The sequence below is a fragment of the Clostridium sp. AM58-1XD genome (genome assembly GCF_003464085.1).
GTDB lineage: Bacteria > Bacillota > Clostridia > Lachnospirales > Lachnospiraceae > Lachnoclostridium_A.
Genome location: NZ_QSDR01000007.1, coordinates 84677 through 111115 on the forward strand (window position 1 = coordinate 84677; position 26439 = coordinate 111115).

Sequence of the window (26439 nt, forward strand, 5' to 3'; positions counted from 1 at the left end):
ATTGCAGCGAAGGCGGCCTTTTTCCCTGCCTGCCTAAAGGAACAGGACTTGGTATTTCGTAATGGTATCCTGCAGCGTCTTACTTTTTGCCTTTTTTCAGAACGGTGCGGATAATTGGGGTGGCAACAACAGCGATCAAAACGAGCATCAGGACACAGGTAATTGGCCGTGTGAAGAAAATATCGATGCTTCCATTGGAAATAATAAATGATTTTCTTACATTTGTCTCGAGAAGCGGTGCGAGTACGAAGGACAAAAGCATTGGAGCCGTCGGATAACCGCCTTTATCGAGTATGTAACCTACAAGTCCGGAAAGGAACATGATGATAACGCCGTAAATAGAACTGCTCGTACTGAATGAACCGACAACGCAGACAACGGTAATAATCGGAATCATGTATTTAACCGGAACGGATAATATCTTAATCAGGAATGGAATAACTCCTAAAGCAACGATTAATGTCAAAATATTGGAGAGGAACAGGGAAGCGATCAGACCCCACGCAAAATCAGGTGATTTTGTAAATAAAAGCGGGCCTGGATTCAATCCCCACATCATAAGGCCGCCTAAGAGGACGGCGCCTGTACCGGAACCTGGTATGCCAAGAGCAAGCAGCGGTGCAAAAGCGCCTGCAGCAGCGGCATTATTTGCGGCTTCGGCAGCTGCAATACCTTCAATTGCGCCTGTACCCAGCGGTTCTTCGCTCTTGAACTTTTTCTGCATTGCATAGCCCATAAACGAACCTGTTGTAGCTCCGGCTCCTGGAAGAACGCCGACAAAAGTTCCCATAAAGCCCGATCTTAAAGCAGGAGGCAGAAGGCGCTTAAAGTCGTGAAGGGTCAGAAGGCTGCCGCGGATTGTAAGCTTGGCGGAAACTGCCTGGTTAGAAGAATTTCTTTCATTAACAAGCTTGATCACCTGGGAAAAGCCGACAGAACCGATGATATAAGGAGTAAACGGAATACCGCCCAGAAGATACATGTTACCGAAGTCATATCTTGGAAGGCCGGAAAGTGTATCCATGCCCATACTTGCCAAAAGAATGCCCAACATGGTGATGACAACGCCTCGTGTCGGATTTTCGCCTACCAGCCAGCTGATGGATGTCATTGCGATTAAAAGTACCGCAGTCATTTCGGATGGGCCGAATTTTAAGCCCAGGTTTGCCAGGGCAGGGCCTGTAAAAGTTAATATGATAATACCAATCGTTCCACCGATGAATGAGGCCATATCGGCGGTAAAGAGCGCCTGGCCGGGCCGTTTTTTCTGCTTTGCCATAGGGAAACCGTCCAGAGTGGTACACACTGCCGGGGAGTCGCCTGGGATACCGAGAAGGATGGCACTGAAGCTTCCGCCGTACATATTAGAATAATACAAAGCGCCAAGCATGATGATGGCCGTTGTCGGATTGAATTTATAAGTCAGGGGAAGGAGAAGCGCGACGCCTGCCAACGATCCGATACCAGGCATTGCTCCTACGATAAGGCCGAGCAGAGCGCCCATCGCGGCGGCCCCTATATTTTGGAATGTAAGGGCCGTTTGAAAGCCCTGCATTAATAGTTCAAATGTATTCATGTTTTAATACCTCCTGTTATATTTATAAGAAATTTTCAAATATGCCCATAGGGAATCCGATTCCCAGCCAGTAATCAAAGACGCCTACAGAAATGAATGCGGCGATGGCCAGGACGATCAGCGTGGCTTTCCAGGTTGCCTTTTCAAAGACTTTCAACCAGATGATGACAAATGCAAAACAGCTGGGAATCAGTCCTATAATAAAGCTTCCGGCAATAATTCCGGCTCCGGCAGCGATAACGAGGAGTTCTTCTTTCTTATATGGAGCAGTTTCAGAATCATCTTTCAAAGTCTGTATGAAGGCCAGAATACTTGAAAGAATAATAACAACAGATACTAGGGATGGGAAAAATCCCGGTCCCGGTCCGTTTGTGGGGTCCCAGAATCCCAGCTGTGAGACACCGAGGATTAGGAACACGACGCCGACGAGAGCCGTAGCGACGGGGATTGCAAATTTGGTTTGGATGTTTTTCATACGTCATACCTCTCTTTCATGTTATGCCAACTATTATTGCAAAGACTGTGCCAAAAACAGATCAGAACTAATTTTGGAAAATATCAATAATCGAAATAATTTGTCTATAGTAAAAATGTCCAATAATTTCGGCCAAAAGTGAATTTTAACGCCGTTTTTACGTTTCAAAAAGATTCATAGAGTTTCAAATGAAACGAATGTTTCGCGAAAAAGGGAGGAAAAACGTAAGAAAATCAGGAAAAACCTGCCGTTACAAAAATGTTAATTTGAAACGGAATGAATTTGACGTATTTGTGTAATATGTCGAAATAAAGGATTGGAAAATTGTTAAAAATATCCAGAAAAGGTGGTCAACCATGTGGACAAACGAAAAAAAAATGGGTATAATACGAATGTATATGCCAAAATATAAGTAAGGTGGTGATGGGATGGTTCAAGAGACGATTCAGGCTGTAAAAGAGGCAGAACAGAAGGCTGATCAACTGCTTAAAGAGGCTTCTGAAAAGGGAAGGTCTCTGATTGATGAAACCAAGAAAGAGGCAGAAGCAAAAAAAGATAAGATGCTCAGCGAAGCCAGGGAGAAGGCAGCACAGACGGACCGGGACCTGGAAGCAGAAGGAGAAAAGTATCTTACGGAATCCTTGAAAGAGGCGGAACAGGAAATCGCTGTCTTAAGAGAGGAAGCATTAAAGAAGTCGGATTCTGCAGTTGAGATGATAATCTCTGAGCTCATTTAATATGAGCACATTAATGGTGGAAGCGATTCGTTTCTATTATTAGATGATTCAATATTAGAGAGATAGACTGAACGGATCAGACAAAAAATATAAAAAGATAGGAGGGATGTGTGCATGGCAGTATTACCGATGCAGAAAATCAGTATCTGCGGCCTGAAGAAAAACAGGAAAGCGATTCTGGAACTTCTGCAGGCTTCCGGCGTGATGGAAATTGCCCAGCCGGACGTGGAAGATGGGGGTCTGCAAAAGATGGATACCATGACTTCCAGGCAGTTATTTGAGAAAAATGCGGCGATGGCCGACCAGGCGCTGGAGATACTGCAGAGCTATGTTCCGGAGAAGAAGTCCTTGCTGTCCGGTCTGGAAGGAAAAAAACTGACAGATGCGGCAGCATTTGAAGCGATTCGGGAAGGAAATTCTTCAGTAATGGAAGATGCAAGGCAGATTGTAGCTTTCCATAAGAAGATCGCAGAGGATAAAGCTGGGATTGTAAAATTGGAAAGTCAGATTGAAACCCTTGCCCCGTGGATGAATCTGGATGTGCCGATCCGATGCCCGAGTACGAAAAAGTGTGCGGTTCTTATTGGCACTATGACCGGAGCGGTGACATTGGAGGAGATCTATCAGGCTGCAGCAGAACGGATACCCGACGTTGAGGCGCTGGACATACATGTTGTCGGTTCTGATAAAGACCAGACATGTATCGCGGCAGTTTGCCTGAAAGAAGACGCCTCCAGGGTAGAGGATGCGCTGCGCGCTTCAGGATTTGCAAAGCCTGCACAGGCGGTGGACAAGGTTCCTTCCGCTTTGAAACAGGATCTGAGCATGCAGGCTGATAAGCTGAAAGAGGAGATCGATACTACGGAAAACAGGTTGAAAGCTTATGAGAAAAGCCGTGAGAACCTCAGAATGGTATCTGATTATTTCCGGATCAGGGCACAGAAATATGACGTGCTGGGAGGCCTTTTACAATCGGAGAAAACCTTTTTCGTAACAGGCTATGTTCCTCTGGAAGCCGTGGAGAAGTTGGAAGCAAAGCTCACAGGCCGTTTTGATCTTGTATTTGAAAAGGAAGAGATAGATGAAGACGAAGAGGCGCCTGTGCTTTTGAAAAACAGTACGTTTGCTTCTTCGGCTGAAGGCGTTACGGCTTCTTTTGGCCTTCCTGCAAAAGGCGAGATGGATCCTACGACCATAATGAGCGTATGCTACATTTTCCTGTTTGGACTTATGTTGTCGGATGCAGCTTATGGACTGATTGTCTTTCTGGCCTGTTTCCTGGCTCTGAAAAAATTCCCTCGTATGGACGGGAACTTAAAAAAGTCCGTCAGGCTTTTTATGTACTGCGGCATCTCTACTCTGGTATGGGGAGTTTTATTCGGAGGTTATTTCGGGGACGCAGTGGATGTTGTCGCAAAGACATTTTTCGGACGGGACGTTTCGATACCGGCGCTGTGGTTTGTGCCGTTGAATGATCCGATGAAAATGCTTGTATATTCTATGCTGTTCGGCGTAATTCATCTGTACCTGGGAGTCGGACTCAAGGGATATATGCTGATTAAGGATAAGAAATACCTGGATTTCTTCTGTGATGTAGTGCTGTGGTATATGCTTCTCACCGGTTTGATCCTGATTCTTATACCAACTGATTTATTCAGTTCGATTGCTCAGGTTAAGATCGTATTTCCGGCAGCGGTTAATGCGCTGGCGAAATTCCTTGCAATTGCAGGTGCGGTGGGAATTCTTCTCATGTCCGGCAGAAGCAGTAAGAATCCTGCTCTCCGTATAGCTCTCGGCGCGTATGACCTTTATAACATTACGGGATGGCTTTCAGACGTTTTATCTTATTCCAGACTTCTGGCTTTGGGCCTGGCAACGGGAGTGATCGCTTCTGTTATCAACCAGATGGGAAGTATGGCAGGAGGCGGTATCCTGGGAGCAATTGTATTTATTCTTGTCTTTATAGGCGGTCATACATTCAACCTGGCAATCAATCTGCTGGGTGCATACGTACACACATGCCGTCTGCAGTACGTAGAGTTCTTTGGGAAGTTTTATGAAGGCGGAGGAAAGATGTTCACCCCGTTTAAAGAAAATACAAAGTATATAGAAATTAAGGAGGATTAAATTTATGAGCGGTATTGTTTTTGCATTATTAGGAGCTGCGTTGGCAGTAATTCTGGCAGGTATGGGTTCTGCTTACGGAGTAGGCGTTGCAGGACAGGCAGCAGCAGGAGTAGTAACAGAAGATCCAAGCAAATTTGCCAAGGTTCTGATCTTACAGCTTCTTCCTGGTACACAGGGTATCTATGGACTTCTGGTAGGATTTATTGCACTTTCCAAGATCGGCCTTTTAGGCGGAGGCGCTCAGATGGATATGAGCCTTGCTACAGGTCTTCTGTACCTTGCTGCCTGCCTTCCGATCGGTGTAGTAGGTCTTGTTTCCGGAAGACATCAGGGAAGAACTTCCGTAGCAGCTATAGGAATTGTTGCAAAGAAACCGGATCAGTTTGGTAAGGCAATGCTGTTCCCGGCCATGGTTGAGACATATGCGATCCTGGCGCTTCTGGTATCTATTCTGGCAGTAAGTGCACTTTAATTCGATTGACAAGGAGATTTAGGATGACTGGACTGGAAAAGATTGTAAGTCAGATCCTGGATGATGCCGGTAAAGAGGCCAGTGAAATCACTGCAAAAGCACAGAAAGAGGCGCAAGCCATTCTGGCGGAATCAAATGAAGCATGCAGAAGACTGGAAGAAGAGAACCGTAAGAAGCTTGATGAAAAACGTCAGGTATATATGGAACGGATTCAATCTTCCGCAGAGCTTAAGAAACGTCAGGCAGTTCTGCTTGCGAAGCAGCAGGTGATTGCAGAGATGCTTGAGAAGGCATATCAGTCTCTTCTTGAAAAGGAAGATGGTGAATATTTCGAGCTGATTAAGAAGATGCTGGATAAATTTACCCTGGCAAAGTCGGGTGAGATTTATTTTTCAAAGAGAGATTTAAGCAGAATGCCCTCAGGATTCGAAGCAGATATTAAAAAAGCTGCGGAGAAAAAGGGCGGAGAACTTACATTATCCCATGAATCAAAAGATATTGACGGAGGCTTTATTCTCGTCTATGGCGGTGTAGAGGAAAACTGTTCGTTCAAGGCGCTTTTAAGCGCCAGAAAGATGAACTTTCTGATAAAGTTCATAGTTTGCTGTTCGCATAATGTGTGACCGAAAAGGAGGTTTTTAACATGTCTGGTGTGGAATATACCTATGCGGTTGCACGAATCCGTGCGATGGAGATGTCTCTGTTTTCTTCTACAACTATCGAACAGCTGATGGCTATGAAGACATATGAGAGCTGTCTGCAGTTTCTGACCGAGAAGGGATGGGGAGATACGGACACTCCGATGGAGGCAGAAGCCATGCTTTCCAAAGAGCGTGAAAAGACATGGAGGGTAATCAGGGAACTGATGAAAGGCGATGATGAGATCCTGAATGTCTTTTCCTACCCGAATCTGTTTCACAATCTGAAGGCGGCAATTAAAGAAACCGTGACTTCGGATCAGCACGGCAGCATTTATTTTGATGACTGTGCGATTGATGGAACGGAGATGGTGAGGATCGTATCCGAACATGACTGGGAAGCGCTTCCTGAAAACATGAGGGAGGCAGCAAAAGAAGCCTATGAGACATTCCTCCATACAAGGGACGGACAGTTATGTGATGTCATTGTGGACAAGGCGGCTCTTGAAGCAGTATATGGAGCAGGCAAGCGTGCCTCGGATTCCATTATACGCGATTATGCGGAATCCACAGTGGCCGTGGCGGATATCAAAATTGCTGTCCGTTCACAGAAAACCGCGAAATCATTAGAATTTATGAAACGTGCAATGGCTCATTGCGACAGTCTTTCCACAGACCGTCTTGCAATGGCAGCTCTTGCCGGCATTGATGCAATATGTGAGTATCTCGAAGGTACTCCTTATGCGGAAGGAGCAAAGGCCTTAAAAGAGTCTCCATCGGCTTTTGAACGGTGGTGTGACAACCAGCTGATTGAGACGATTAAACCGCAGAAATACAATCCATTTACAGCAGGGCCGCTCGTTGCCTATATGCTGGCTCGCGAAAATGAAATTAAAACGGTCCGAATCATTCTTACAGGTAAGCTTAATGAGCTTCCGGATGATCTGATCCGGGAAAGGATAAGGGAAATGTATGTATAAAATAGCAGTACTCGGTGATTATGACAGCATTTATGGTTTTGCGGCGCTGGGACTGGATACATTTCCAGTATCGGAACCGGAAGAAGGAGAGAAAAAGCTGGTATCCCTTGCGGCAGGCAGCTATGCGGTAATTTATATAACAGAAGCTCTGGCAGGTAAAATCGGTCACGCGATTGCCCGTTACAAAGACAGCCTTATGCCGTCCATTATCCTGATTCCGGGAATTTCCGGGAATACAGGCAAGGGAATTGAGGGTGTGAAAAAATCCGTGGAACAGGCAGTCGGCTCAGACATCCTGTTCAGCAATAATTAGAAGAGAGAAAGGTGGGTGAAACCTTCCAATGAGCATAGGTACGATTAAAAAAGTAGCAGGACCGCTGGTTATTGCAGAGGGCATGCGCGATTCTAATATGTTCGACGTGGTACGTGTAAGCAATCAGCGTCTGATTGGTGAGATAATTGAGATTCATGGGGACGAGGCATCCGTTCAGGTATATGAGGAGACATCAGGACTTGGCCCTGGCGAACCGGTAGAATCTATGGAAGTGCCGCTTTCCGTTGAACTGGGACCGGGCCTTATTTCCAGTATTTATGACGGAATACAGCGTCCTTTGGATGAAATTATGAAGGCGACGGGAAGCAACAACTTAAAACGAGGCGTTGAAGTACCGTCCCTGAAACGAGATAAGAAATGGCAGTTTACGCCTGTTGTGAAGCCGGGTGATGAAGTAGAAGCCGGCGATTTTATCGGAACGGTTATGGAAACTGATATTGTAGAGCATAGGATTATGGTGCCATATGGCGTAAGCGGAAAGATCAAAGAAATTAAGAGCGGAGAATTCACCGTAGAAGAAGTGGTTGCGGTTGTGACGACAGAAAACGGCGACAAAGAGCTGACCATGATGCAGAAATGGCCGGTGCGTAAAGGCCGTCCATATAAGAAAAAACTTCCTCCGCAGACTCCGCTCGTAACAGGACAGCGAGTGGTCGATGCATTTTTCCCAATCGCCCGAGGCGGCGTAGCTGCCGTACCCGGACCATTCGGAAGCGGTAAGACGGTAATCCAGCACCAGCTTGCAAAATGGGCTGAGGCAGACATTGTGGTCTACATTGGCTGCGGCGAACGTGGTAACGAGATGACGGACGTTCTGAACGAATTCCCGGAACTGAAGGATCCAAAAACAGGGAAATCCCTGATGGAACGTACGGTTCTGATTGCCAATACCTCTGATATGCCGGTTGCGGCACGTGAGGCCTCCATTTATACAGGAATTACGATTGCAGAGTATTTCCGCGATATGGGCTATTCGGTAGCGCTGATGGCGGATTCCACATCGCGATGGGCGGAGGCGCTGAGAGAGATGTCGGGACGTCTGGAAGAGATGCCTGGTGAGGAAGGATACCCAGCATATCTGGGAAGCCGTCTTGCACAGTTCTATGAGCGTGCCGGAGACGTGATCTGTCTCGGAAAAGAAGGGCGTGAAGGCGCGCTGTCTGCAATTGGAGCAGTTTCTCCTCCTGGCGGTGATATTTCTGAACCTGTTTCCCAGGCGACGCTTCGAATCGTTAAGGTATTCTGGGGACTTGATTCTGCTCTGGCATATAAGCGTCATTTCCCGGCGATCAACTGGCTGACCAGCTATTCTCTCTATGTAGACAATATGGGCAAGTGGTTTAATGAAAATGTATCAGAAGACTGGATGACATGCCGGCAGGAGATGATGAGCCTTCTGCAGGAAGAGGCAGAGCTGGAAGAAATCGTTAAGATGGTTGGTATGGATGCATTGTCTCCAACAGACCGTCTGAAGATGGAAGCGGCCAGATCCATTCGTGAGGACTTTCTTCATCAGAACTCTTTCCATGAAATCGATACCTATACTCCACTGAGGAAGCAGTTCCTGATGATGAAGCTTGTTCTGGACTTCTATAAAGAATCCAAAAAGGCTCTGGAAAACGGGGCGCCGATTAATAAGCTTATTAACATGGCTGTCCGTGAACGAATCGGCCGTTATAAGTATACGATTAATGAAAACATCGAAAGCGAGTACCAGGCAATCAATGATGAACTGGCGAAAGAGATCGCAGGTGTATTTGGGAAGGAGGACTTCTAAATGCCGAAAGAATATAGAACCATACAAGAAGTTGCCGGACCTCTGATGCTGGTACGGGGAGTTGAAAATGTAACATATGATGAACTTGGTGAAATCGAACTGGCGAGCGGTGAAACGAGGCGCTGCAAAGTTCTGGAGATAAACGGAAGCGACGCTCTGGTGCAGCTGTTCGAGAATTCTACAGGTATCAACCTTTCCAACAGCAAGGTGCGTTTCCTTGGCAGAACTATGGAGCTTGGCGTTTCTGAGGATATGCTGGGCCGCGTTTTTGACGGTCTGGGACGTCCGATCGATGGGGGGCCGGAAATTCTTCCTGATGAAAGAAGAGATATCAATGGACTCCCGATGAATCCGGCAGCAAGAAGTTATCCGGAAGAGTTTATTCAGACCGGCGTATCAGCGATTGATGGTCTGAATACTCTGGTTCGTGGGCAGAAGCTGCCGATTTTCTCGGCTTCCGGTCTTCCTCATGCAAATCTGGCGGCGCAGATCGCGAGGCAGGCTAAGGTACGCGGAACAAGTGAACCCTTTGCCGTTGTGTTTGCAGCAATGGGTATTACGTTTGAGGAATCCAACTTCTTTATCGAAAGCTTTAAAGAGACGGGTGCTATCGACAGAACCGTGCTTTTCATCAACCTGGCAAATGACCCTGCTGTAGAGCGTATTGCGACACCACGAATGGCGCTTACGGCTGCAGAGTATCTGGCTTTTGAAAAGGAAATGCATGTACTTGTTATTCTGACAGACATTACAAACTATGCGGATGCCCTTCGTGAAGTATCTGCAGCGCGTAAAGAAGTTCCCGGACGCCGTGGTTACCCTGGATACATGTACACGGACCTGGCCTCCCTCTATGAGAGAGCGGGACGTCAGAGAGGCAAAAAAGGCTCTATTACCATGATTCCGATCCTTACTATGCCTGAAGATGACAAAACTCATCCGATTCCTGACCTTACAGGCTATATTACGGAAGGCCAGATCATTCTGAGCCGTGAGCTTTACAGAAAGGGAATTACACCTCCAATCGACGTACTTCCGTCTCTGTCACGACTGAAGGATAAAGGTATCGGTGAAGGAAAAACACGTGCAGATCATTCCAACACGCTGAACCAGCTGTTCGCGGCATATGCACGTGGTAAAGAGGCGAAGGAACTCATGGTTATCCTGGGTGAGGCGGCTCTTTCCGATATCGACCTTATTTATGCGAAATTTGCGGATGCATTCGAAAAAGAATATGTATCCCAGGGATATGAGGCAAACCGCGATATTGAAGAGACGCTCCGTATTGGCTGGAAGCTTCTTTCCATCCTTCCAAGGAGTGAGCTGAAACGTATCGATGATAAATACCTTGACCTGTATTATGGAAAAGACTGAGGAAAGAAGGTGATTTACCTTGGCATCAACACAAGTGAATCCAACCAGAATGGAGCTTACAAAGCTGAAGAAAAAGCTGACGACTGCCGTTAGAGGCCACAAGCTCCTGAAGGATAAACGTGATGAGCTGATGCGTCAGTTCCTGGACCTGGTAAGGGAAAATATGGGACTTCGTGAGAAGGTAGAGGCCGGAATCCGCAGTGCAAATAAGAATTTTGTCATAGCCAAGGCAGGAATGTCAGAGGAAATCCTCCATACAGCCTTGATGGCGCCAAAACAGGAGGTTTATCTGGAGACAGATAAAAAGAATGTTATGAGCGTTGATATCCCTGTTTTTGAATACAAGACAAGGACTGCGGATGAAAGCGATATTTATTCTTATGGCTTTGCATTTACCTCCAGCGACCTGGATGGGGCAGTGAAATCACTGGCGGATATTCTGCCGGATATGCTGCGGCTGTCGGAAGTGGAAAAAGCATGCCAGCTGATGGCTGCTGAGATTGAAAAGACAAGGCGCCGCGTAAACGCACTGGAACACGTGATCATCCCGGAGACGCAGAAGAATATCAAATACATTACGATGAAGCTGGATGAAAATGAAAGAAGTACGCAGATCCGCCTGATGAAGGTGAAGGATATGATGCTCGAAGAGGCACATCATTACAGCGAAAAATCAGCAGCTTATGCGAGCGAAGCATAGCGGTATTTGAGACAGGAAAAGAGCAGAGGGTATTGCAAAAGTCTAATCAGACAAGTTTCCGCACCGGATTTTGCCTCGAGGCAGCGGCTAGGCCGCAGAATCTGGTGCTGGGATGATGTCTTGTGATTTTCGGCAATGCCTTCTTTTTCTTTTTGTTTTTGGCAAAGAGCATATTTGACTGAGGTGAAAGATAAGATCATAAGATTGAAAAAGAGGGGAGGCTGAACATGAAGGAATATTTTCCCTTTTGGGATAAACTCACGGCCGCACAGCAGAAGATTTTTCTTGGCATGCAAAAGAAAAAATTTCCCAAAGGAACGCTGGTGCATAATGGCTCTGAAGACTGTATTGGCCTTTTGGTCGTTCTTTCAGGTAGGCTTAGAGTTTATACGATACCTGATGAAGGCAAGGAAATTACCTTGTATCGCCTTCTTGAGAGAGATATCTGCCTTTTTTCTGCTTCGTGCATTATGAAAAGCATACAGTTTGATCTTGCAGTAGAGGCGGAAGAAGACACGGAAGTACTTCATATTCCGGCAAAGACATATAAAAAACTGATGGAAGAATCGGCTGCAGTTGCCAATTATACATCGGAACTCATGGCAGACCGTTTTTCTGAGGTCATGTGGCTGATGGATCAGGTTATGAACAAAAAAATGGACAGCGTCTGGCGGCTTTCCTGCTGGAGGAGAGCGAGCTGGAGGGAGACTGCAAACTGTCGATTACTCATGAACAGATTGCCCGTCATCTGGGCAGCGTCAGAGAGGTGGTTACCCGTATGCTTAAATATTTCCATCAGGAAGGAATGGTTAAGCTAGAGCGGGGTGTTCTGGAACTGACTGATATGGATAAAATTGAGATTCTGGCTGAGGCCAGCAGGCGTTAGCAGGAAATGTGATAAAATCACGGTAATGGATATTCTTTTCTGATATGATAAAGACACCTGATAGAAAACAACAGATTGGAAAGGAGAATAACAATGTCGATCCTGCATATAACAAAAGAAAACTTTGAAACGGAGGTTCTGAACTCGAAAGGAACTGTACTTGTGGATTTCTGGGCAGAATGGTGCATGCCATGCCGCATGATGATGCCGGTAGTTGATAAAATAGCAGAGGAAAATCCCTCCGTGAAGGTAGGGAAAATTAATATTGACGAACAGGAAGAACTGGCAAGTCGGTATAAGGTAATGACAATCCCCACATTAATGGTGTTCAAGGATGGGAAACCCGTTGAATCTTCCATCGGAGTCCAGACAAAGACATTTGTAGAAAAAATGTTAAAATAAAAAACGTCGGAAGACGGAAAAACCGAGCACTGCAGAAAGGCTGAAAGAATGAGCCTGGCTGCAGTGTTTTTTGCTTTCAAGGAAATACCTTGTTATTCGCAGAAACGGCTGTTTGATCAGAAGTCTGCCGAAGGCGAAGATTCCTTAAATGCGGATTCATTATTTCCTATTGCAAAAGTGAATAAATAGTTGTAGAATATAACGGTTATACAAAGCAACCGTTTTATTCTACAACTGTCTACTGGAGGTGGATATGGAGGTCAGGATTGGGATTATTCGACGCTGCGAACATCAGTATGTTGGTGAATGCCTGGAAAAGTACGGTCTACAGCCGATGGAAGGCAGATTCTCTATTTATTAAGGGACTGCTGTTCCAAACAGGAGGATTTGTGCGGACGGATCAATCTGGATAAAGGGAGAATAGCAAGAACGCTTGCCCATTTGGAGGAGATTGGGTTGGTAACACGCACTGTAAACAGCAGATCGAGAAGAGAGAAGCTGGTTGAACTTACAGAAGAAGGCGAAAAAATGCTAAATATCATTTACGGTATTTATAAAGATTGGGAAAATATCTGTTATCAGGGATTTTCTCAGGAAGAACGGGATGTCTACATGGGATATCTGACGAGGATTGCAGATAATATTAAGAATTATAAACGAGGAGGAAATGTGAATGGTTAAAAATCTTACGGAAGGAAAGCCTTTAAAACTGCTGTTTTTCTTTGCGTTGCCTATGGTAGCGGGGAACTTGTTTCAACAGCTGTACAACATGGTTGACTCAATGGTAGTAGGAAAATTTGTCGGTGAGGATGCTCTGGCTGCTGTTGGTTCATCTTTCCCGGTCGTCTTCTTGGCGATCGCAATTGCAGCGGGATTGTCCATGGGCTGTACGGTTGTTATTTCACAGCTCTTTGGGGCGGGACGAATTCATGAAATGATAACTACGGTATCCACATCATTGATTTCCCTTGGCGTTCTTGGCCTTATAATTATGGGAATTGGTGAGGTGATTGCTGAGCCGCTGCTTAAGCTTTTGGGAACGGACCCTGATATTATGGCGGATTCCCTTACATACCTGAGAATCTACTTTGGAGGGGCTGTATTCCTGTTTCTGTATAATACGCTCAACGGTATATATAATGCTCTGGGAGACAGTAAAACACCGCTGAAATTTTTAATCGTTTCGGCACTGACCAATATCGTACTGGATCTTCTGTTTGTTATCAAATTCGACATGGGTGTTGCAGGCGTTGCATGGGCAACACTGATTGCACAGGGGATTTGTGCAGTGTTTTCCTTCTTTGTATTGATACGCAGGCTTACGGCGCTGAAACGGGAGAAGGATGAGGAAGAAAATAAGATCATAAAACACAGATTAGATACTTTGACTCGATGGCGGTAGAACGAATTGCCAGTATTGGAGTCCCTTCCATGTTGCAGCAGTCTATTGTGTCCCTCAGTATGATGATGATGCAGGGGCTCGTTAATTCTTATGGTAAAGTGTTTGTTGCAGGTTATACGGCTGCAACAAAAATTGACTCTCTTGCAATGCTTCCCAACATGAACTTTTCCAATGCCATGTCCAGCTATACCGCACAGAATATCGGAGCCGGCAAGACGGACAGGGTAAAAGAGGGCTACAAAGCCACTATGTTTATGATTGTTATATTTTCGGCGATTATTACAGGCGCAATTTTCCTGTTTGGCAATCAGCTGCTTGGATTGTTTCTGAATCAGGGTGAAGCGGGAAGTGCAATGGCTTATGGAATGAAATATATGAAAACCGTATCAGTATTCTATATTCTTATGGGATTTCTGTTTGTTGGCAACGGTGTACTGCGCGGTGCCGGCGATATGGGCGCATTTATGATGAGTTCTATGTCAAACTTGCTTTCGCGTGTCGTACTGGCGTATGCTCTTGCTCATTTTATCGGAGAAGATGCGATTTGGTGGTCTATTCCAATTGGCTGGGCAGTTGGTTCCATTTTCTCATTCTTAAGAATCCGAAGTGGAAAATGGAGAGAAAAAGGAATTGTGAAGAAGGAAAAGGCTGATCCGGTGCAGGACAGCTGACATAAAATCCCTTGATAAAAAATGTCTCTTCGGGTACAATAGGAGCAGAAAATATGTAACGGTTCAGACAGCCGTCTTCGCTGCCTGAATTGTTGCGAAAATACAAAAGGGAGGGTGTATTCTATGAAAGAGACTACACTTGTAATAATGGCGGCGGGAATCGGAAGCCGATTCGGAGGCGGAATCAAGCAGCTGGAGCCAGTAGGGCCGAGCGGAGAGATTATCATGGATTATTCGATTCATGATGCACTGGAAGCTGGATTCAACAAAGTTATTTTTATTATCCGTAAAGATCTGGAAAAGGATTTTAAAGAGATAATCGGCAACCGGATTGAAAGGATTGCAGATGTTTCTTATGCATTTCAGGAAACAGATGATCTTCCGAAGGGCTTTGAAAAGCCGGCGGACAGAACGAAGCCGTGGGGAACCGGACAGGCGGTGCTCTGCATTAAGGGAATGGTCGAAGGGCCTTTTCTTGTGATTAACGCAGATGATTACTATGGCAAAGAAGGCTTTAAGAAGATCCATGACTATATGGTAAGCGATATGAAATCCGGCGGAGATGTATACGATATCTGTATGGGTGGATTTATCCTGCAGAATACGCTGAGCGAAAACGGAGGAGTCACAAGGGGCGTATGCCAGGTGAATCCGGACGGCACTCTAAAGGATGTGACAGAAACCTTCAATATTCAGATGAAGGCGGACGGGACGCTGGAAGCATATGATGAATCAGGAGAGCCTGTTTCAATCAGCCCGGCCCAGCATGTATCTATGAACATGTGGGGGCTTCCTGTAGAATTTCTGGATGAGCTGGAAAGAGGATTCCCGGAATTTCTGTCCAATCTTAAGGAAGGCGATATCAAATCAGAGTATCTTCTTCCAAAAGTAATCGATCGGCTGATCAAATCCGGCAGGGCCGAGGTGGCTGTCCTGGAAACGCAGGATAAGTGGTTTGGAGTTACCTATAAAGAGGATAAGGAAGCGGTTGTCGCATCCATCCGCACTTTGATTCAGAACGGCATTTATCCGGAAAAGTTGTTTGGATAGATTCAATATATATGGATTATAAGATCGTGAAGGCAGGTCTCGGGAGAAGTAAGTCTCCGGGATCTGCCTTATTTGCTGCATGGGAAGAGTGCCGTATGTGATACGTTATTCAATGGCAGGCAAAAGGTATAGACAGGTATGGCCGGGAATATAATTAAGTGTTCAGGACGGCAGTAAATATCAGATGTTTTCGTGAGTGAAAGTAAAATGCGGGGATAAGATCAAATGAGATTCGATATCAGACTTTATAAAATTGCAGCTCACAGAGGACTGCATAATATAAAAAAGGGAATTCCGGAAAACTCCATGGGCGCGTTCGAGCAGGCGGCAAGACACGGGCTTGCCATAGAGCTGGATATACATATGACCCTTGATAAGAAACTGGTTGTTTTTCACGACTACAATTTGAAGCGTATGACTGGAGAATGGGGCCTTATTGAGGAGAAAACGCTTGAGGAGCTTTCCGGCCTGCACCTTTTGGAAACGGCATATAAAATACCTCTTTTAGATGAAGTTCTGGAAAAAATTCATGGAAGAGTGCCTGTTATCATGGAGATCAAGACAGAACTTTTCCATGGGGAACTGGAAGGAATTCTTTGGAAAAGACTTCAACGTTATAAAGGTGAATTTGTGATAGAGTCTTTTAACCCATTTTCTGTTTTATGGTTTAAGAGGCATGCTCCGGAGGTCGTAAGGGGGCAGCTGGCCTGCTGCGACTATCCGGAAATTCATTCGTCTGTTAAGCGGTTTATTCTGAGGAACATGCTTATGAACTGCCTGACAAAACCTGATTTTGCGGCCTATTGTGTGAATGACCTTACTGAAAACCTGAGAGAACGGCTGGAGAAAAAAGGAATCGGGCTGATTGCCTGGACCATAAGGACAAGGGAAGAGGCGGTGAAGGCTATGACTCTCAGCGATGGGCTTATTTTCGAAAATATTACAGAAAAAGAGTTGAGAAGGATCGAGGAAGACAGACACTTTACAGTTTGAAAAGAGGTTAATGCAGAAGTAAAATCAGACGTGCCTCCAATATCAGATTAGTATCCTGGCGGATGCCATGAAATGGAATCTAATATTGGAGGCACGTCTTTTTTACAAAATTCTCATGATATGAATTCTAATGGTCTGCCTTGCTATGGCGTCTCGATTAGAAGGAAGGCGGAGTGACCGCAAATAAAAGCTTTGCGACGGAAGTCCCACTGTTTTCCCAACGATGATTGGTGTGAGGCGGCAGGCGCAGACTGTCCCCTGTATGCAGTTCATGAACTGCGTTGTCAAAATGGATAGTTAAAGGCCCTTCCAGAATATAACCGACTTCTTCGCCGTTATGACTCTTGGGACACGAGGAAGAAAAACCGCCCGGTTCCAGCGTCATAATACAGTACTCGATGGTGCCAGACAGATCGGGAGTCAGAAATTCATAGGCGACGTCCGGGCTGGATGGAAGTGCCAGCGTTTTGCGGCTATCGGGATGTACAATGAATTCTGTCGTATCCTCATCTTCTGAAAAGAAGCGGAAAAGCGGCACCTCCAGCGCATCGGCTATCACGCGCAGTGTGTTGATGGATGGGGAAGCGAGCCCGCGTTCCAACTGGCTTAACATGGATGGAGAAAGCTGCGTCAGTTCAGCGAGCGCTTTTAAACTCATATTCTTTTGCTTTCGATATTGCTGTGTTTTTTGGCCAATATTTAAGTCTGACATAATTACCTCTGTTTTCACATTATAATAACCATTTTGCGGATATTATAACATAAATTAAAAAAAAGAAAAAGAAAGAACTTTTTATGTAGAAGAAAAGAGAGGATACCTGAAACCTTGATTAAGTAATACTTAAAAATAAATTAAATAATATTTAATATAATTTATTGACACTTAAATAATATGTGCTATAATAAACCTATAAAATAAAAAACGCATAAAAGTGCGCACATAAAGTGAGATAATGTGTACAAAAACACAAAAATGCCGGCGGCTAATTAAGTAACATTTAATTAAATTGTATTGAATGAAGAAAGGAAAGAAAAAATGAATCAGGTTATGAAAGAATGGACGGAGAAGAATCCGGCGATCAAAGCTGCAGCAGATTTAAAAGAAACAGTATGGGTAAATCCGGACTATATTCCTTATAAGGAAGCGGAAGGGACATTAAGCGTATCAGATGAGGATATTAAAGATGCAGAAGACCGCTTATTAAGATTTGCACCTTTTATTAAAAAGTGTTTCCCAGAGACGGCGGACAGAGATGGATTGATTGAATCTCCTCTGACAAAGATTCCGTCCATGAAAACAGAACTGGAAAAGGTATATGGCGTTGAAATTCCCGGTACGCTGCTTCTGAAGCAGGACAGCCATTTGGCAATTGCCGGATCGATTAAAGCAAGAGGCGGCATTTATGAAGTATTAAAGCATACGGAAGACCTGGCGATCGAGCATGGGCTCCTGAAAAAAGAGGATGACTATACGAAGCTCGCCAGCGATGAATGCCGGGAGTTCTTTAAACAGTATACCGTTCAGGTGGGGTCAACGGGCAACCTCGGACTGAGTATTGGAATTATGAGCGCGGCGGTTGGATTTCAGGTGATCGTCCATATGTCTACGGACGCAAAACAGTGGAAAAAAGACTTGTTAAGAAGCAAGGGCGTTCAGGTAGTCGAGTATGCGGATGATTACAGCAAGGCAGTGGAAGAAGGAAGAAAACTTTCTGATGCGAATCCAAAGAGCTACTTTGTAGATGATGAGAAGTCTGTAAATCTATTTTTGGGATATGCCGTTGCAGCCAAAAGGCTGAATGAACAGCTGGATGTAATGGGAATCACAGTTGATGCGGAACACCCTCTGATTGTATACCTTCCCTGCGGCGTAGGCGGTGCTCCGGGAGGCGTAGCTTACGGACTTAAGAGAATCTACGGAGACCATGTACACTGCTTCTTTGTAGAGCCGACAGAGGCGCCGTGTATGCTTCTTGGAATGGCAACAAAACTGTATGAGCATGTATGCGTACAGGATTTTGATATATCAGGAATTACCCATGCAGACGGACTGGCGGTAGGACGTCCGTCAGGTTTTGTGGGAAGAATCATGTCCAATCTTCTCAGCGGTGACTTTACGATTGAAGATGCTAAGCTTTATGATCACCTCCGTCAGCTGGATGCCACAGAACATATTCAGATCGAACCGTCCTCCTGTGCTGCCTTCGCAGGATCGGTAAATCTCCTTAAGTATCCGGAAACGGCAGAATATGTGAAGAAGCATGGCCTTGACAGGACTCTGCAGCATGGCTGCCAGATTGCCTGGGCTACGGGCGGACGCCTCGTACCGGAAGAAAGCATGAAGGAATACTTGAACACATATCTGAAATAAATGACGAAAGAGGGGATTTGATATGAATACGACACAGGTAATTTTAGGCCTGATTCTGGGTATTGGGGTATTAATATTTTTGACGGTGAAACTGAAAGTTCACGCATTCTTCTCTCTGATCGGCGCTTCTGTCACATTCGGGCTTGTGTCCGGGATGGGCATGGCAAAGATGCTGGAAGCATTTACAAGCGGTATCGGCGGTACTATTGCAGGCATTGGCGTCGTTATTGCCTTAGGTACGGTGACCGGCGCTCTGCTTGAAAAAAGCGGCGCAGCAGAAACGATGGCGAGAACAATCCTTAAGATCACGGGTGAGAAGCATGCGGCTCTGGGACTCGCTATTACAGGCTATTTCGTTTCTATCCCTGTATTCTGCGATTCCGCATATGTCCTTCTGGCACCGATCGCAAAACGCCTTAGCCGTGATACAAAAATTTCTATGACGACGATGGCCGTCTCTCTTGCAATGGGGCTTCATGCAACCCATATGCTTGTACCTCCAACGCCAGGCCCTCTGTCCGTTGCAGGAATTCTGAATGCAGACCTGGGTATGGTTATCTGTATAGGCGCGATCGTATCGGTTCCGGTAACTCTGGCAGGCTATTTTGTTGCAAAAGTACTTGGGAAAAAATACTATTACATTCCGAAGGACGTTCAGGATGTGCCGGAAACACAGAATATTCCGACTCCGTTAATGGCATTTCTTCCGATTCTTACACCAATCGTTTTAATGCTTGGCAAGACAATCGGCGATATGACAGGTATTGAAAATGGATTTATGAGCTTTATGAATATTGTTGGTGAACCGGTAGTGGCGCTGATGATTGGGCTTTTCATTGCTCTTATTACATACTTTAAGATTTTTCCAAAGGATTACAGCGTATGGGGGTTTGACGGTGCGTTTGGTGAGGCGCTCAAAACGGCAGGTCAGATTGTTCTGATCGTAGGTGCAGGCGGCGCTTTCGGTTCCGTACTAAAAGCTTCCCCTCTCCAGGATATTCTGACAAATGCATTTTCCGGGCTTGAAATCGGTATTCTGGCGCCGTTTATTATCGGATTTATTTTCCGCACATGCGTAGGATCTGCAACAGTTGCAATGGTTACTGCAGCAACGATGATCTCGCCGCTCCTGGATGTGCTGGGAATGGTTACGCCTATGGGTCGTGTGATTGCAATGCTGGCATGTGCGGCAGGCGGCTTCATGGTATATCATGGAAACGACGATTTTTTCTGGGTCGTTACCTCTACTTCAGAGATGGAGACATCTACAGCATACAAGACACTGCCGCTGGCAAGTATTGCACAGTCCATGGTCGCACTGGTTATGGTGTTTATCCTTAAAACGATTCTTCTTTAAGTTCAGATACGGGATGATAGAAAGGATTAAGAAAAAAGGTATAAATCGGTAATTGATTGTTAAGATAAAAGAAAACACTGTTCCTCCTTTTTCCGGTATAATGAAACCATGAAAAAGGAGGAATTTTTATGAAAAACAGGAATAATATTGCAGTCGCAGCAGCGATATTGATGGGAAGCGCCGTGCTTACGGCGTGTACGGGCGGTGCAGTGAGCACTCCAGGCGGAGTTGTACAGGTACAGAATGTTGAGAACCAGGTTATTTCCGTAAGCAGCAGTGAAGAAGTAAAGATAACGCCTGACATGGCGGAAATCGTTTATGGTGTATATACACAGGCGGAAGATGCAAAGGCGTGTCAGGAAAATAATGGGAAACAGCTGGATCGGGTAATTGAAATGCTTAAAAACATGGGATTTGAGGAAAAATCCATACAGACGTCCAACTACGATCTGAATCCGATTTATGATTGGAATTCCGGTCAGACAATTACGGGATATGAGATGGAAACGAGAGTAACGGTTTCTGATATTGCAATCGAAAAGGTGGGGGAGATTATTTCCGGTTCGGTGGATGCAGGAGTGAATAACATCCGCTCCGTAACGTATCTGTCCAGCAAATATGACGAGGCGTATCAGGAAGCGCTTAAAAAGGCGGTGGCTGCTGCAACAACAAAGGCACAGGCGATGGCCGAAGCAGGAGACTGCAAAATCGGAGCTATTGTCAATATCACGGAATACGACGGAGGCCAGGAAGCGAGATACACCGGCTATATGAGCGCAGGAGCCGGGGCGAAGGCAGAAGCCGCTATGGATACGGCGGCAATCAATGTCATGCCTGGTGAGGTCAGCGTTCAGGCGCGTATCACGGTGGAATTTGCAGTCAACCGATAAAATATACGGCCGGAAGATAAAAAGGGAAATTCACGACCGTTCCTATGATACTGTTCGAATAAGTTTGAGAGGCCTTCTTGCAAGAGGGCCTCTTATTTTGTATACTGAAGCTACCTTATGTGTGAGTTGGTACATGCATGGTAGAAAGGCGGAATATATGAAAGCATTAGTAATTGCAGAAAAACCTTCCGTAGCGCGTGACATAGCCAGAGTGCTTCACTGCAGCAGGCAGGGAGACGGTGTGATTGAAGGAGAAAAATATATTGTAACGTGGGGACTGGGACATCTGGTAGAGCTGGCGGCACCTGAAGAGTATGACGGTAAATATAAGGAATGGAAGATGGAGCATCTTCCTATGCTTCCGGAACCGTTTAAACTGGAAGTAATCCGTCAGACAGCAAGGCAGTTCCGTGCGGTAAGGAGCCAGATACAGAGAAAAGACGTAAATGAGATTATCATAGCCACTGATGCAGGCAGAGAAGGGGAACTGGTAGCGCGGCTGATCCTTGAAAAGTCAGGAAACAGCAAACCAATAAAGAGACTGTGGATTTCGTCGGTAACCGATAAGGCCATAAAAGAAGGATTTTCCCATCTGAAGGATGGAAAGGAGTACAAAAATCTCTACGATGCGGCTATGTGCCGGGCAGAGGCGGACTGGATGGTGGGAATTAATGCTACGAGAGCGCTTACCTGCAAATATAATGCGCAGCTATCCTGCGGCCGCGTGCAGACGCCTACGCTTGCCATGATTGCGAAAAGGGAGCAGCAGATTAAGGAATTTGTTCCGAAACCATATTACGGAATAACAGCTGCGGGGAAAACTGGGGAAGGAAATACACGGGCATTTCTTACGCTCACCTGGCAGGATGAAAAATCGGGAAGTTACCGCTCTTTTGACAGGGACCGGATCGAAAAGATCAATGCGAAGCTGAAACCATATGGAGGCAGGGGACAAGGCGGGATTGCAGAAGACATAAAACGGACGAATAAAAAGACATCTGCTCCGCTGTTGTATGATCTTACAGAACTTCAACGGGATGCCAACAGGCGATACCAGTATTCTGCGAAAGAAACACTGAATATTATGCAGCGCCTGTATGAAAATCATAAGGTTCTCACTTATCCAAGAACCGACTCCAGATATTTGAGCAGCGATATTGTGCCTACGATAAAAGAAAGGCTTCAGGCCTGCGGAACAGGGCCTTACAGGAAGCTGGCAGGCGCGGTAGTCAACCAGCCGTTTACGGCAAAGGCTCCATTTGTAAATGACGGGAAAGTATCGGATCATCACGCAATTATTCCAACGGAGCAGTTCGTTCAGCTGGATCACATGACGATTGATGAAAGGAGAATTTACGATCTTGTAGTACGTCGTTTTCTGGCAGTGCTTTATCCACCCTACGAATACGAACAGGTCCGCATGATTGTGGATATTGGAGGAGAAAAATTCCTGGCCGGTGGAAAAGTGACGAAAAGCAAAGGATGGAAGGCTGTTTATGAAGAGGAAAACGGCGTTGGATCAGGTGATTTCGAGGAAGAAGATCAGGAAGACAATAATGGAAAGGGAAAACTGCAGGAACAGGAGCTTCCTCCTCTGAAAAAGGGCGATTTGGTGACGGACCTTTCCTTTACTGTCACAGAAGGGAAGACGAAACCGCCTGCTCCGTTTAATGAAGCGACGCTTCTTTCCGCTATGGAAAACCCGGCGGCTTACCTGGAATCCGGCGACAAGGCAATGGCAAAAACTCTTGGTGAGACAGGAGGTCTTGGCACCGTTGCGACGAGGGCTGATATTATAGAAAAACTGTTTGGGAGCTTTCTTCTGGAGAAACGGGGGCAGGACATTTTCCTTACGTCAAAGGCCAGGCAGCTTCTTACTCTCGTTCCCGAGGATTTAAGAAAGCCTGAACTTACAGCAGATTGGGAAATGAAACTTTCAGATATTTCAAAAGGATCGTTAAAACGATCTGCTTTTATGAAGGACATCCGAACGTATACAGTCGGTCTGATACACGAAATTAAGGAAGGAGACGGCCAGTTTCGCCATGACAATATGACGAATAAGAAGTGTCCGCAGTGTGGCAGGCGTCTGCTTCTGGTGAAAGGGAAAAACAGTGAAATGCTGGTTTGCCAGGATCGGGAATGCGGGTACAGAGAAACGCTGGCCCGCACTTCCAATGCAAGATGTCCTAACTGTCATAAAAAGATGGAACTTAGAGGAAAAGGCGACGGTCAGATATTTGTTTGCAGGTGCGGTTATAAAGAAAAGCTTGCTGCTTTCCAGGAACGCAGAAAAAAAGAAGGAGCCGGCGTATCAAAGCGTGATGTGGCAAAGTATTTGAACCAGCAGAAAAAAGAAGCGGAACAGCCGGTTAACTCCGCATTTGCCGATGCGCTGTCGAAATTGAATCTGAAATAAAAATGGCTGTGCTATGCAAGAAACATAAAAAATGATATACTGTTTATATTACTAAAGAAACGATTGAGAAGAGCTGTGTATCACGGCATTGCAAGGAAAAAATGGCAAGGAGATAAAAAATGGCAAAATTAATTTCCTGGAATGTAAATGGGCTGAGGGCCTGTGTGGGGAAAGGATTTTTAGAATATTTTAAAGCAGCAGACGCGGATGTATTTTGTGTTCAGGAAACAAAGCTTCAGGAGGGACAGATTGATCTTGAACTGGAAGGATACCATCAGTACTGGAATTATGCTGAGAAAAAAGGATATTCCGGGACGGCGATATTTACTAAGGAAGAACCGCTGTCCGTATCATATGGAATCGGAGCAGAGGAGCATGACCATGAGGGCAGAGTGATCGCAGCAGAGTTTCCAGATTACTATGTGGTGACGTGTTATACGCCAAATTCACAGGAGGGTCTGGCAAGGCTGCCCTACCGGAGATCATGGAATGAGGCATTTCTTTCCTATATGAAGAAGCTGGAAGAAAAAAAACCAGTGATTTTCTGCGGAGATCTGAATGTGGCTCATCAGGAGATTGACTTGAAAAATCCGAAATCCAACAGAAAAAATGCGGGATTTTCCGATGAAGAGAGGGAGGACTTCACGTCTCTTCTGGACGCAGGATTTATTGATACGTTCCGGTATTTTTACCCTGAGACAGAGGGGATTTATTCCTGGTGGTCTTATCGTTTCAGTGCGAGGGCGAAGAATGCCGGCTGGCGCATCGACTATTTCTGCGTATCTGAGGGTCTGAAGGACAGGCTGGAATCGGCGGCGATCCATACGGATGTAATGGGATCAGACCACTGCCCGGTTGAGCTGGTAATAAAGTCAAATACCCGGCAGTAATCTGCCGGGCAAGATTTGAAGGTACAGCCTTCGCAAGAAAAGAAGACAGGGAAGGTACAATCATGAGTTTAGTTACAGTGGAACACCTGACAAAATCATATACAGAACGGCTGTTGTTTGACGATACGGATTTTTCTATTGGAGACGGAGAAAAAGTCGGCCTGATCGGCATTAACGGTACGGGAAAGTCGACGCTTCTTAAAATTGTAGCAGGTTTGGAAGAACCGGATCAGGGAGAAGTGGTACGCCGCAGAAATCTGGATATCCGCTTCCTTTCACAGAATCCGCAGTTTACGGAGGGAGATACGATCCTTCAAAGTATTGTCCGGGACAATGAGGGGCATTCTCATGTATGGGATTTGGAAAGTCAGGCTAAAACATTTCTTACGAAGCTTGGTATTACAGATTTTGAGGCAAAGGTGGAAACGCTTTCCGGCGGTCAGAAGAAGAGGATCGCATTGGCAAGCGTTTTATTATCCGCGGCGGACCTTCTGATTTTGGACGAGCCTACCAACCACCTGGACAGCGAGATGGCCGACTGGCTGGAAGATTATCTGAAAAAATTTAAAGGTGCCCTTCTTATGATCACCCATGACCGATATTTCCTGGACAGTGTTACCGACCGTATTGTAGAGCTTGACAAGGGGAAACTTTACAGCTATCAGGCGAATTACGAAGGTTTCCTGAAGCTGAAATCAGAGCGATTGGACATGGCGATGGCTTCAGAGAGAAAACGGCAGTCTATTCTCAGGGTGGAACTGGAATGGATGCAGAGAGGCGCTAGAGCCCGTTCTACGAAGCAAAAAGGCCACATTCAGAGATACGAAGCTCTGAGGGATCAAAAGGGACCGGAATTTGATAAAGACGTAGAACTAGAGTCTGTGTCCAGCCGATTGGGGCGGACCACGGTAGAACTGGAAGATATATGCAAAGCCTATGGGGACAAGACATTGATGAGGAACTTTACATATATTTTCCTTAAAAATGACAGGATTGGAATCATAGGGCCTAACGGCAGCGGAAAATCCACATTGATGAAAATCATAGCTGGATGGATACAGCCGGATTCCGGAACCATTACGGTTGGACAGACGGTAAAAATGGGGTACTTCTCTCAGGAGAATGAGGCCATGGATGAAAGCCTGAAGGTTATTGATTATATTAAAAATGCAGCGGAGTATGTGCAGACTAGGGATGGAAGGGTCAGTGCCTCACAGATGCTTGAACGTTTTCTGTTCCCTTCCAGCGCCCAGTATATGACAGTAGGAAAATTATCCGGCGGGGAAAAGCGTAGGCTTTACCTTTTGAGAATTCTGATGGAGGCCCCGAATGTGCTTCTGCTGGATGAGCCTACGAATGACCTGGATATACAGACGCTGACGATTCTGGAGGATTATCTGGACAGCTTCCAGGGAATCGTGATTACGGTTTCTCATGACCGGTATTTTCTGGACCGTGTTGTACGCAGGATTTTTGCTTTCGAAGGAGAGGGCAGCGTTGCTCAATATGAAGGCGGATTTACGGATTATCAGGCGGCTTATGAGAGGAAAAGCCTGGAAAACGGGGATGATGAACGGGAGAGAAAACCGCAGGATGGAAGCGGTGTATCAGAAGAAAAGCAAAAGGTTTCCGGCAGCAGTGTGAGTGCCAAGGGAAAAACGAAGGAAACAAGGCTGAAATTTTCATTTAAAGAACAAAAAGAATGGGATTCCATAGAGGATGACATTGCGGCTTTGGAGGAACGGATATCAGATTTGGAAAGCCGCATTGAAAAAGAGGCCAGAAATTACGAGAAATTGAATGAACTGATGGCTGAGAAGGCTGAAAAGGAAGAGCTGCTGGAGGAAAAGATGGAACGCTGGATGTACTTAAATGATCTGGCCGAACGAATCGCAGAGCAGGAATAAACGAGGGGTGA

General features: G+C 45.7%; 24 protein-coding genes and 1 pseudogene. 22 read left to right on the forward strand and 3 right to left on the reverse strand.

Annotated elements, in window-relative coordinates:
- Positions 1 to 79: 79 nt before the first annotated feature.
- On the reverse strand, positions 80 to 1576 hold the full coding sequence (locus tag DXA13_RS05860) for a tripartite tricarboxylate transporter permease (protein ID WP_118242392.1): 1497 nt from the start codon (positions 1574 to 1576) through the stop codon (positions 80 to 82).
- Positions 1577 to 1598: 22 nt separating this feature from the next.
- A complete protein-coding gene (locus DXA13_RS05865; protein ID WP_118242394.1) occupies positions 1599 to 2051 on the reverse strand; it encodes a tripartite tricarboxylate transporter TctB family protein in 453 nt (150 codons plus the stop codon).
- Positions 2052 to 2479: 428 nt separating this feature from the next.
- Between DXA13_RS05865 and DXA13_RS05870 the strand changes: the two genes are divergently transcribed.
- From DXA13_RS05870 to DXA13_RS05940, 16 genes and pseudogenes are all read left to right on the forward strand, one after another.
- Complete coding sequence (locus DXA13_RS05870) at positions 2480 to 2788, forward strand: hypothetical protein (protein ID WP_118242396.1); 309 nt, start codon at positions 2480 to 2482, stop codon at positions 2786 to 2788.
- Between the two features lie 114 nt (positions 2789 to 2902).
- Complete coding sequence (locus DXA13_RS05875; protein WP_118242398.1) at positions 2903 to 4915, forward strand: V-type ATP synthase subunit I; 2013 nt, start codon at positions 2903 to 2905, stop codon at positions 4913 to 4915.
- A gap of 4 nt (positions 4916 to 4919) precedes the next feature.
- Positions 4920 to 5387 carry a V-type ATP synthase subunit K gene (locus DXA13_RS05880; RefSeq protein ID WP_118242400.1) on the forward strand — a complete coding sequence of 156 codons (468 nt, stop codon included), beginning with the start codon at positions 4920 to 4922 and terminating at the stop codon, positions 5385 to 5387.
- A gap of 23 nt (positions 5388 to 5410) precedes the next feature.
- Positions 5411 to 6010, forward strand: coding sequence for a V-type ATP synthase subunit E (locus tag DXA13_RS05885; protein WP_243008998.1), 600 nt, complete (start codon positions 5411 to 5413; stop codon positions 6008 to 6010).
- 20 nt (positions 6011 to 6030) lie between these two features.
- Positions 6031 to 7005: a V-type ATPase subunit gene (locus DXA13_RS05890; RefSeq protein WP_118242402.1), complete on the forward strand. Its 975-nt coding sequence runs from the start codon at positions 6031 to 6033 to the stop codon at positions 7003 to 7005.
- Entirely contained in the window at positions 6998 to 7318 is a 321-nt protein-coding gene (locus tag DXA13_RS05895; RefSeq protein ID WP_118242404.1) for a V-type ATP synthase subunit F, read from the forward strand. Before DXA13_RS05890 ends, DXA13_RS05895 begins: the two co-directional genes overlap by 8 nt.
- 28 nt (positions 7319 to 7346) lie before the next feature.
- A complete protein-coding gene (locus DXA13_RS05900) occupies positions 7347 to 9116 on the forward strand; it encodes a V-type ATP synthase subunit A (protein ID WP_118242406.1) in 1770 nt (589 codons plus the stop codon).
- Positions 9117 to 10490 (forward strand): V-type ATP synthase subunit B, encoded by a 1374-nt coding sequence (locus DXA13_RS05905; RefSeq protein WP_118242408.1) that lies wholly within the window; start codon positions 9117 to 9119, stop codon positions 10488 to 10490. It begins immediately after the preceding gene.
- Positions 10491 to 10509: 19 nt separating this feature from the next.
- The gene (locus DXA13_RS05910; RefSeq protein ID WP_118242410.1) at positions 10510 to 11190 is read left to right on the forward strand and encodes a V-type ATP synthase subunit D; all 681 of its coding nucleotides are present in this window, start codon (positions 10510 to 10512) and stop codon (positions 11188 to 11190) included.
- Positions 11191 to 11417: 227 nt separating this feature from the next.
- Positions 11418 to 12076 (forward strand): annotated as a pseudogene (locus tag DXA13_RS05915) (Crp/Fnr family transcriptional regulator).
- A gap of 93 nt (positions 12077 to 12169) precedes the next feature.
- On the forward strand, positions 12170 to 12478 hold the full coding sequence (gene trxA / locus DXA13_RS05920; protein WP_118242413.1) for a thioredoxin: 309 nt from the start codon (positions 12170 to 12172) through the stop codon (positions 12476 to 12478).
- A gap of 306 nt (positions 12479 to 12784) precedes the next feature.
- Complete coding sequence (locus DXA13_RS05925; RefSeq protein ID WP_243008999.1) at positions 12785 to 13159, forward strand: MarR family winged helix-turn-helix transcriptional regulator; 375 nt, start codon at positions 12785 to 12787, stop codon at positions 13157 to 13159.
- Positions 13152 to 13880: an MATE family efflux transporter gene (locus DXA13_RS22820; protein ID WP_347559721.1), complete on the forward strand. Its 729-nt coding sequence runs from the start codon at positions 13152 to 13154 to the stop codon at positions 13878 to 13880. The genes DXA13_RS05925 and DXA13_RS22820 overlap by 8 nt, the downstream gene beginning before the upstream one ends.
- Positions 13871 to 14551 carry an MATE family efflux transporter gene (locus DXA13_RS22825; protein WP_347559722.1) on the forward strand — a complete coding sequence of 227 codons (681 nt, stop codon included), beginning with the start codon at positions 13871 to 13873 and terminating at the stop codon, positions 14549 to 14551. The genes DXA13_RS22820 and DXA13_RS22825 overlap by 10 nt, the downstream gene beginning before the upstream one ends.
- Positions 14552 to 14674: 123 nt before the next feature.
- On the forward strand, positions 14675 to 15601 hold the full coding sequence (locus tag DXA13_RS05935; protein ID WP_118242415.1) for a sugar phosphate nucleotidyltransferase: 927 nt from the start codon (positions 14675 to 14677) through the stop codon (positions 15599 to 15601).
- Positions 15602 to 15826: 225 nt separating this feature from the next.
- The gene (locus DXA13_RS05940; protein WP_118242417.1) at positions 15827 to 16594 is read left to right on the forward strand and encodes a glycerophosphodiester phosphodiesterase family protein; all 768 of its coding nucleotides are present in this window, start codon (positions 15827 to 15829) and stop codon (positions 16592 to 16594) included.
- A 157-nt stretch (positions 16595 to 16751) separates the two neighbouring features.
- On the opposite strand, the gene DXA13_RS05945 is transcribed toward DXA13_RS05940, so the two are convergent.
- The gene (locus tag DXA13_RS05945; protein ID WP_118242420.1) at positions 16752 to 17306 is read right to left on the reverse strand and encodes a cupin domain-containing protein; all 555 of its coding nucleotides are present in this window, start codon (positions 17304 to 17306) and stop codon (positions 16752 to 16754) included.
- A 324-nt stretch (positions 17307 to 17630) separates the two neighbouring features.
- Here DXA13_RS05945 and dsdA point away from each other — a divergent pair, with 324 nt between their 5' ends.
- The 6 genes from dsdA (at position 17631) to DXA13_RS05975 (ending at position 26428) form a co-directional block, all read left to right on the forward strand.
- Positions 17631 to 18965, forward strand: a complete 1335-nt coding sequence (dsdA, locus tag DXA13_RS05950; protein ID WP_118242422.1) for a D-serine ammonia-lyase — start codon at positions 17631 to 17633, stop codon at positions 18963 to 18965.
- 22 nt (positions 18966 to 18987) lie between these two features.
- Positions 18988 to 20322: a GntP family permease gene (locus DXA13_RS05955; RefSeq protein ID WP_118242425.1), complete on the forward strand. Its 1335-nt coding sequence runs from the start codon at positions 18988 to 18990 to the stop codon at positions 20320 to 20322.
- A 128-nt stretch (positions 20323 to 20450) separates the two neighbouring features.
- Positions 20451 to 21212: an SIMPL domain-containing protein gene (locus tag DXA13_RS05960; protein ID WP_118242427.1), complete on the forward strand. Its 762-nt coding sequence runs from the start codon at positions 20451 to 20453 to the stop codon at positions 21210 to 21212.
- A gap of 157 nt (positions 21213 to 21369) precedes the next feature.
- Positions 21370 to 23631: a DNA topoisomerase III gene (locus DXA13_RS05965; RefSeq protein WP_118242429.1), complete on the forward strand. Its 2262-nt coding sequence runs from the start codon at positions 21370 to 21372 to the stop codon at positions 23629 to 23631.
- Positions 23632 to 23750: 119 nt separating this feature from the next.
- Positions 23751 to 24521: an exodeoxyribonuclease III gene (locus DXA13_RS05970; protein ID WP_118242431.1), complete on the forward strand. Its 771-nt coding sequence runs from the start codon at positions 23751 to 23753 to the stop codon at positions 24519 to 24521.
- A gap of 62 nt (positions 24522 to 24583) precedes the next feature.
- The gene (locus DXA13_RS05975; protein ID WP_118242433.1) at positions 24584 to 26428 is read left to right on the forward strand and encodes an ABC-F family ATP-binding cassette domain-containing protein; all 1845 of its coding nucleotides are present in this window, start codon (positions 24584 to 24586) and stop codon (positions 26426 to 26428) included.
- The last annotated feature ends 11 nt before the right edge of the window (positions 26429 to 26439 follow it).

What these genes read in the sequence shown, in the direction of transcription:
- DXA13_RS05905 (WP_118242408.1), top strand. Translation starts at nt 9,117, where the DNA reads ATGCCGAAAGAATATAGAACCATACAAGAAGTTGCCGGACCTCTGATG.
- DXA13_RS05890 (WP_118242402.1), top strand. Translation starts at nt 6,031, where the DNA reads ATGTCTGGTGTGGAATATACCTATGCGGTTGCACGAATCCGTGCGATG.
- DXA13_RS05955 (WP_118242425.1), top strand. Translation starts at nt 18,988, where the DNA reads ATGAATACGACACAGGTAATTTTAGGCCTGATTCTGGGTATTGGGGTA.
- DXA13_RS05880 (WP_118242400.1), top strand. Translation starts at nt 4,920, where the DNA reads ATGAGCGGTATTGTTTTTGCATTATTAGGAGCTGCGTTGGCAGTAATT.
- DXA13_RS05860 (WP_118242392.1), bottom strand. Translation starts at nt 1,576, where the DNA reads ATGAATACATTTGAACTATTAATGCAGGGCTTTCAAACGGCCCTTACA.
- DXA13_RS22820 (WP_347559721.1), top strand. Translation starts at nt 13,152, where the DNA reads ATGGTTAAAAATCTTACGGAAGGAAAGCCTTTAAAACTGCTGTTTTTC.
- DXA13_RS05895 (WP_118242404.1), top strand. Translation starts at nt 6,998, where the DNA reads ATGTATAAAATAGCAGTACTCGGTGATTATGACAGCATTTATGGTTTT.
- DXA13_RS22825 (WP_347559722.1), top strand. Translation starts at nt 13,871, where the DNA reads ATGGCGGTAGAACGAATTGCCAGTATTGGAGTCCCTTCCATGTTGCAG.
- DXA13_RS05975 (WP_118242433.1), top strand. Translation starts at nt 24,584, where the DNA reads ATGAGTTTAGTTACAGTGGAACACCTGACAAAATCATATACAGAACGG.
- DXA13_RS05945 (WP_118242420.1), bottom strand. Translation starts at nt 17,306, where the DNA reads ATGTCAGACTTAAATATTGGCCAAAAAACACAGCAATATCGAAAGCAA.
- trxA (WP_118242413.1), top strand. Translation starts at nt 12,170, where the DNA reads ATGTCGATCCTGCATATAACAAAAGAAAACTTTGAAACGGAGGTTCTG.
- DXA13_RS05970 (WP_118242431.1), top strand. Translation starts at nt 23,751, where the DNA reads ATGGCAAAATTAATTTCCTGGAATGTAAATGGGCTGAGGGCCTGTGTG.
- DXA13_RS05875 (WP_118242398.1), top strand. Translation starts at nt 2,903, where the DNA reads ATGGCAGTATTACCGATGCAGAAAATCAGTATCTGCGGCCTGAAGAAA.
- DXA13_RS05965 (WP_118242429.1), top strand. Translation starts at nt 21,370, where the DNA reads ATGAAAGCATTAGTAATTGCAGAAAAACCTTCCGTAGCGCGTGACATA.
- DXA13_RS05865 (WP_118242394.1), bottom strand. Translation starts at nt 2,051, where the DNA reads ATGAAAAACATCCAAACCAAATTTGCAATCCCCGTCGCTACGGCTCTC.
- DXA13_RS05870 (WP_118242396.1), top strand. Translation starts at nt 2,480, where the DNA reads ATGGTTCAAGAGACGATTCAGGCTGTAAAAGAGGCAGAACAGAAGGCT.
- DXA13_RS05935 (WP_118242415.1), top strand. Translation starts at nt 14,675, where the DNA reads ATGAAAGAGACTACACTTGTAATAATGGCGGCGGGAATCGGAAGCCGA.
- DXA13_RS05885 (WP_243008998.1), top strand. Translation starts at nt 5,411, where the DNA reads ATGACTGGACTGGAAAAGATTGTAAGTCAGATCCTGGATGATGCCGGT.
- DXA13_RS05960 (WP_118242427.1), top strand. Translation starts at nt 20,451, where the DNA reads ATGAAAAACAGGAATAATATTGCAGTCGCAGCAGCGATATTGATGGGA.
- DXA13_RS05925 (WP_243008999.1), top strand. Translation starts at nt 12,785, where the DNA reads ATGCCTGGAAAAGTACGGTCTACAGCCGATGGAAGGCAGATTCTCTAT.
- dsdA (WP_118242422.1), top strand. Translation starts at nt 17,631, where the DNA reads ATGAATCAGGTTATGAAAGAATGGACGGAGAAGAATCCGGCGATCAAA.
- DXA13_RS05940 (WP_118242417.1), top strand. Translation starts at nt 15,827, where the DNA reads ATGAGATTCGATATCAGACTTTATAAAATTGCAGCTCACAGAGGACTG.
- DXA13_RS05900 (WP_118242406.1), top strand. Translation starts at nt 7,347, where the DNA reads ATGAGCATAGGTACGATTAAAAAAGTAGCAGGACCGCTGGTTATTGCA.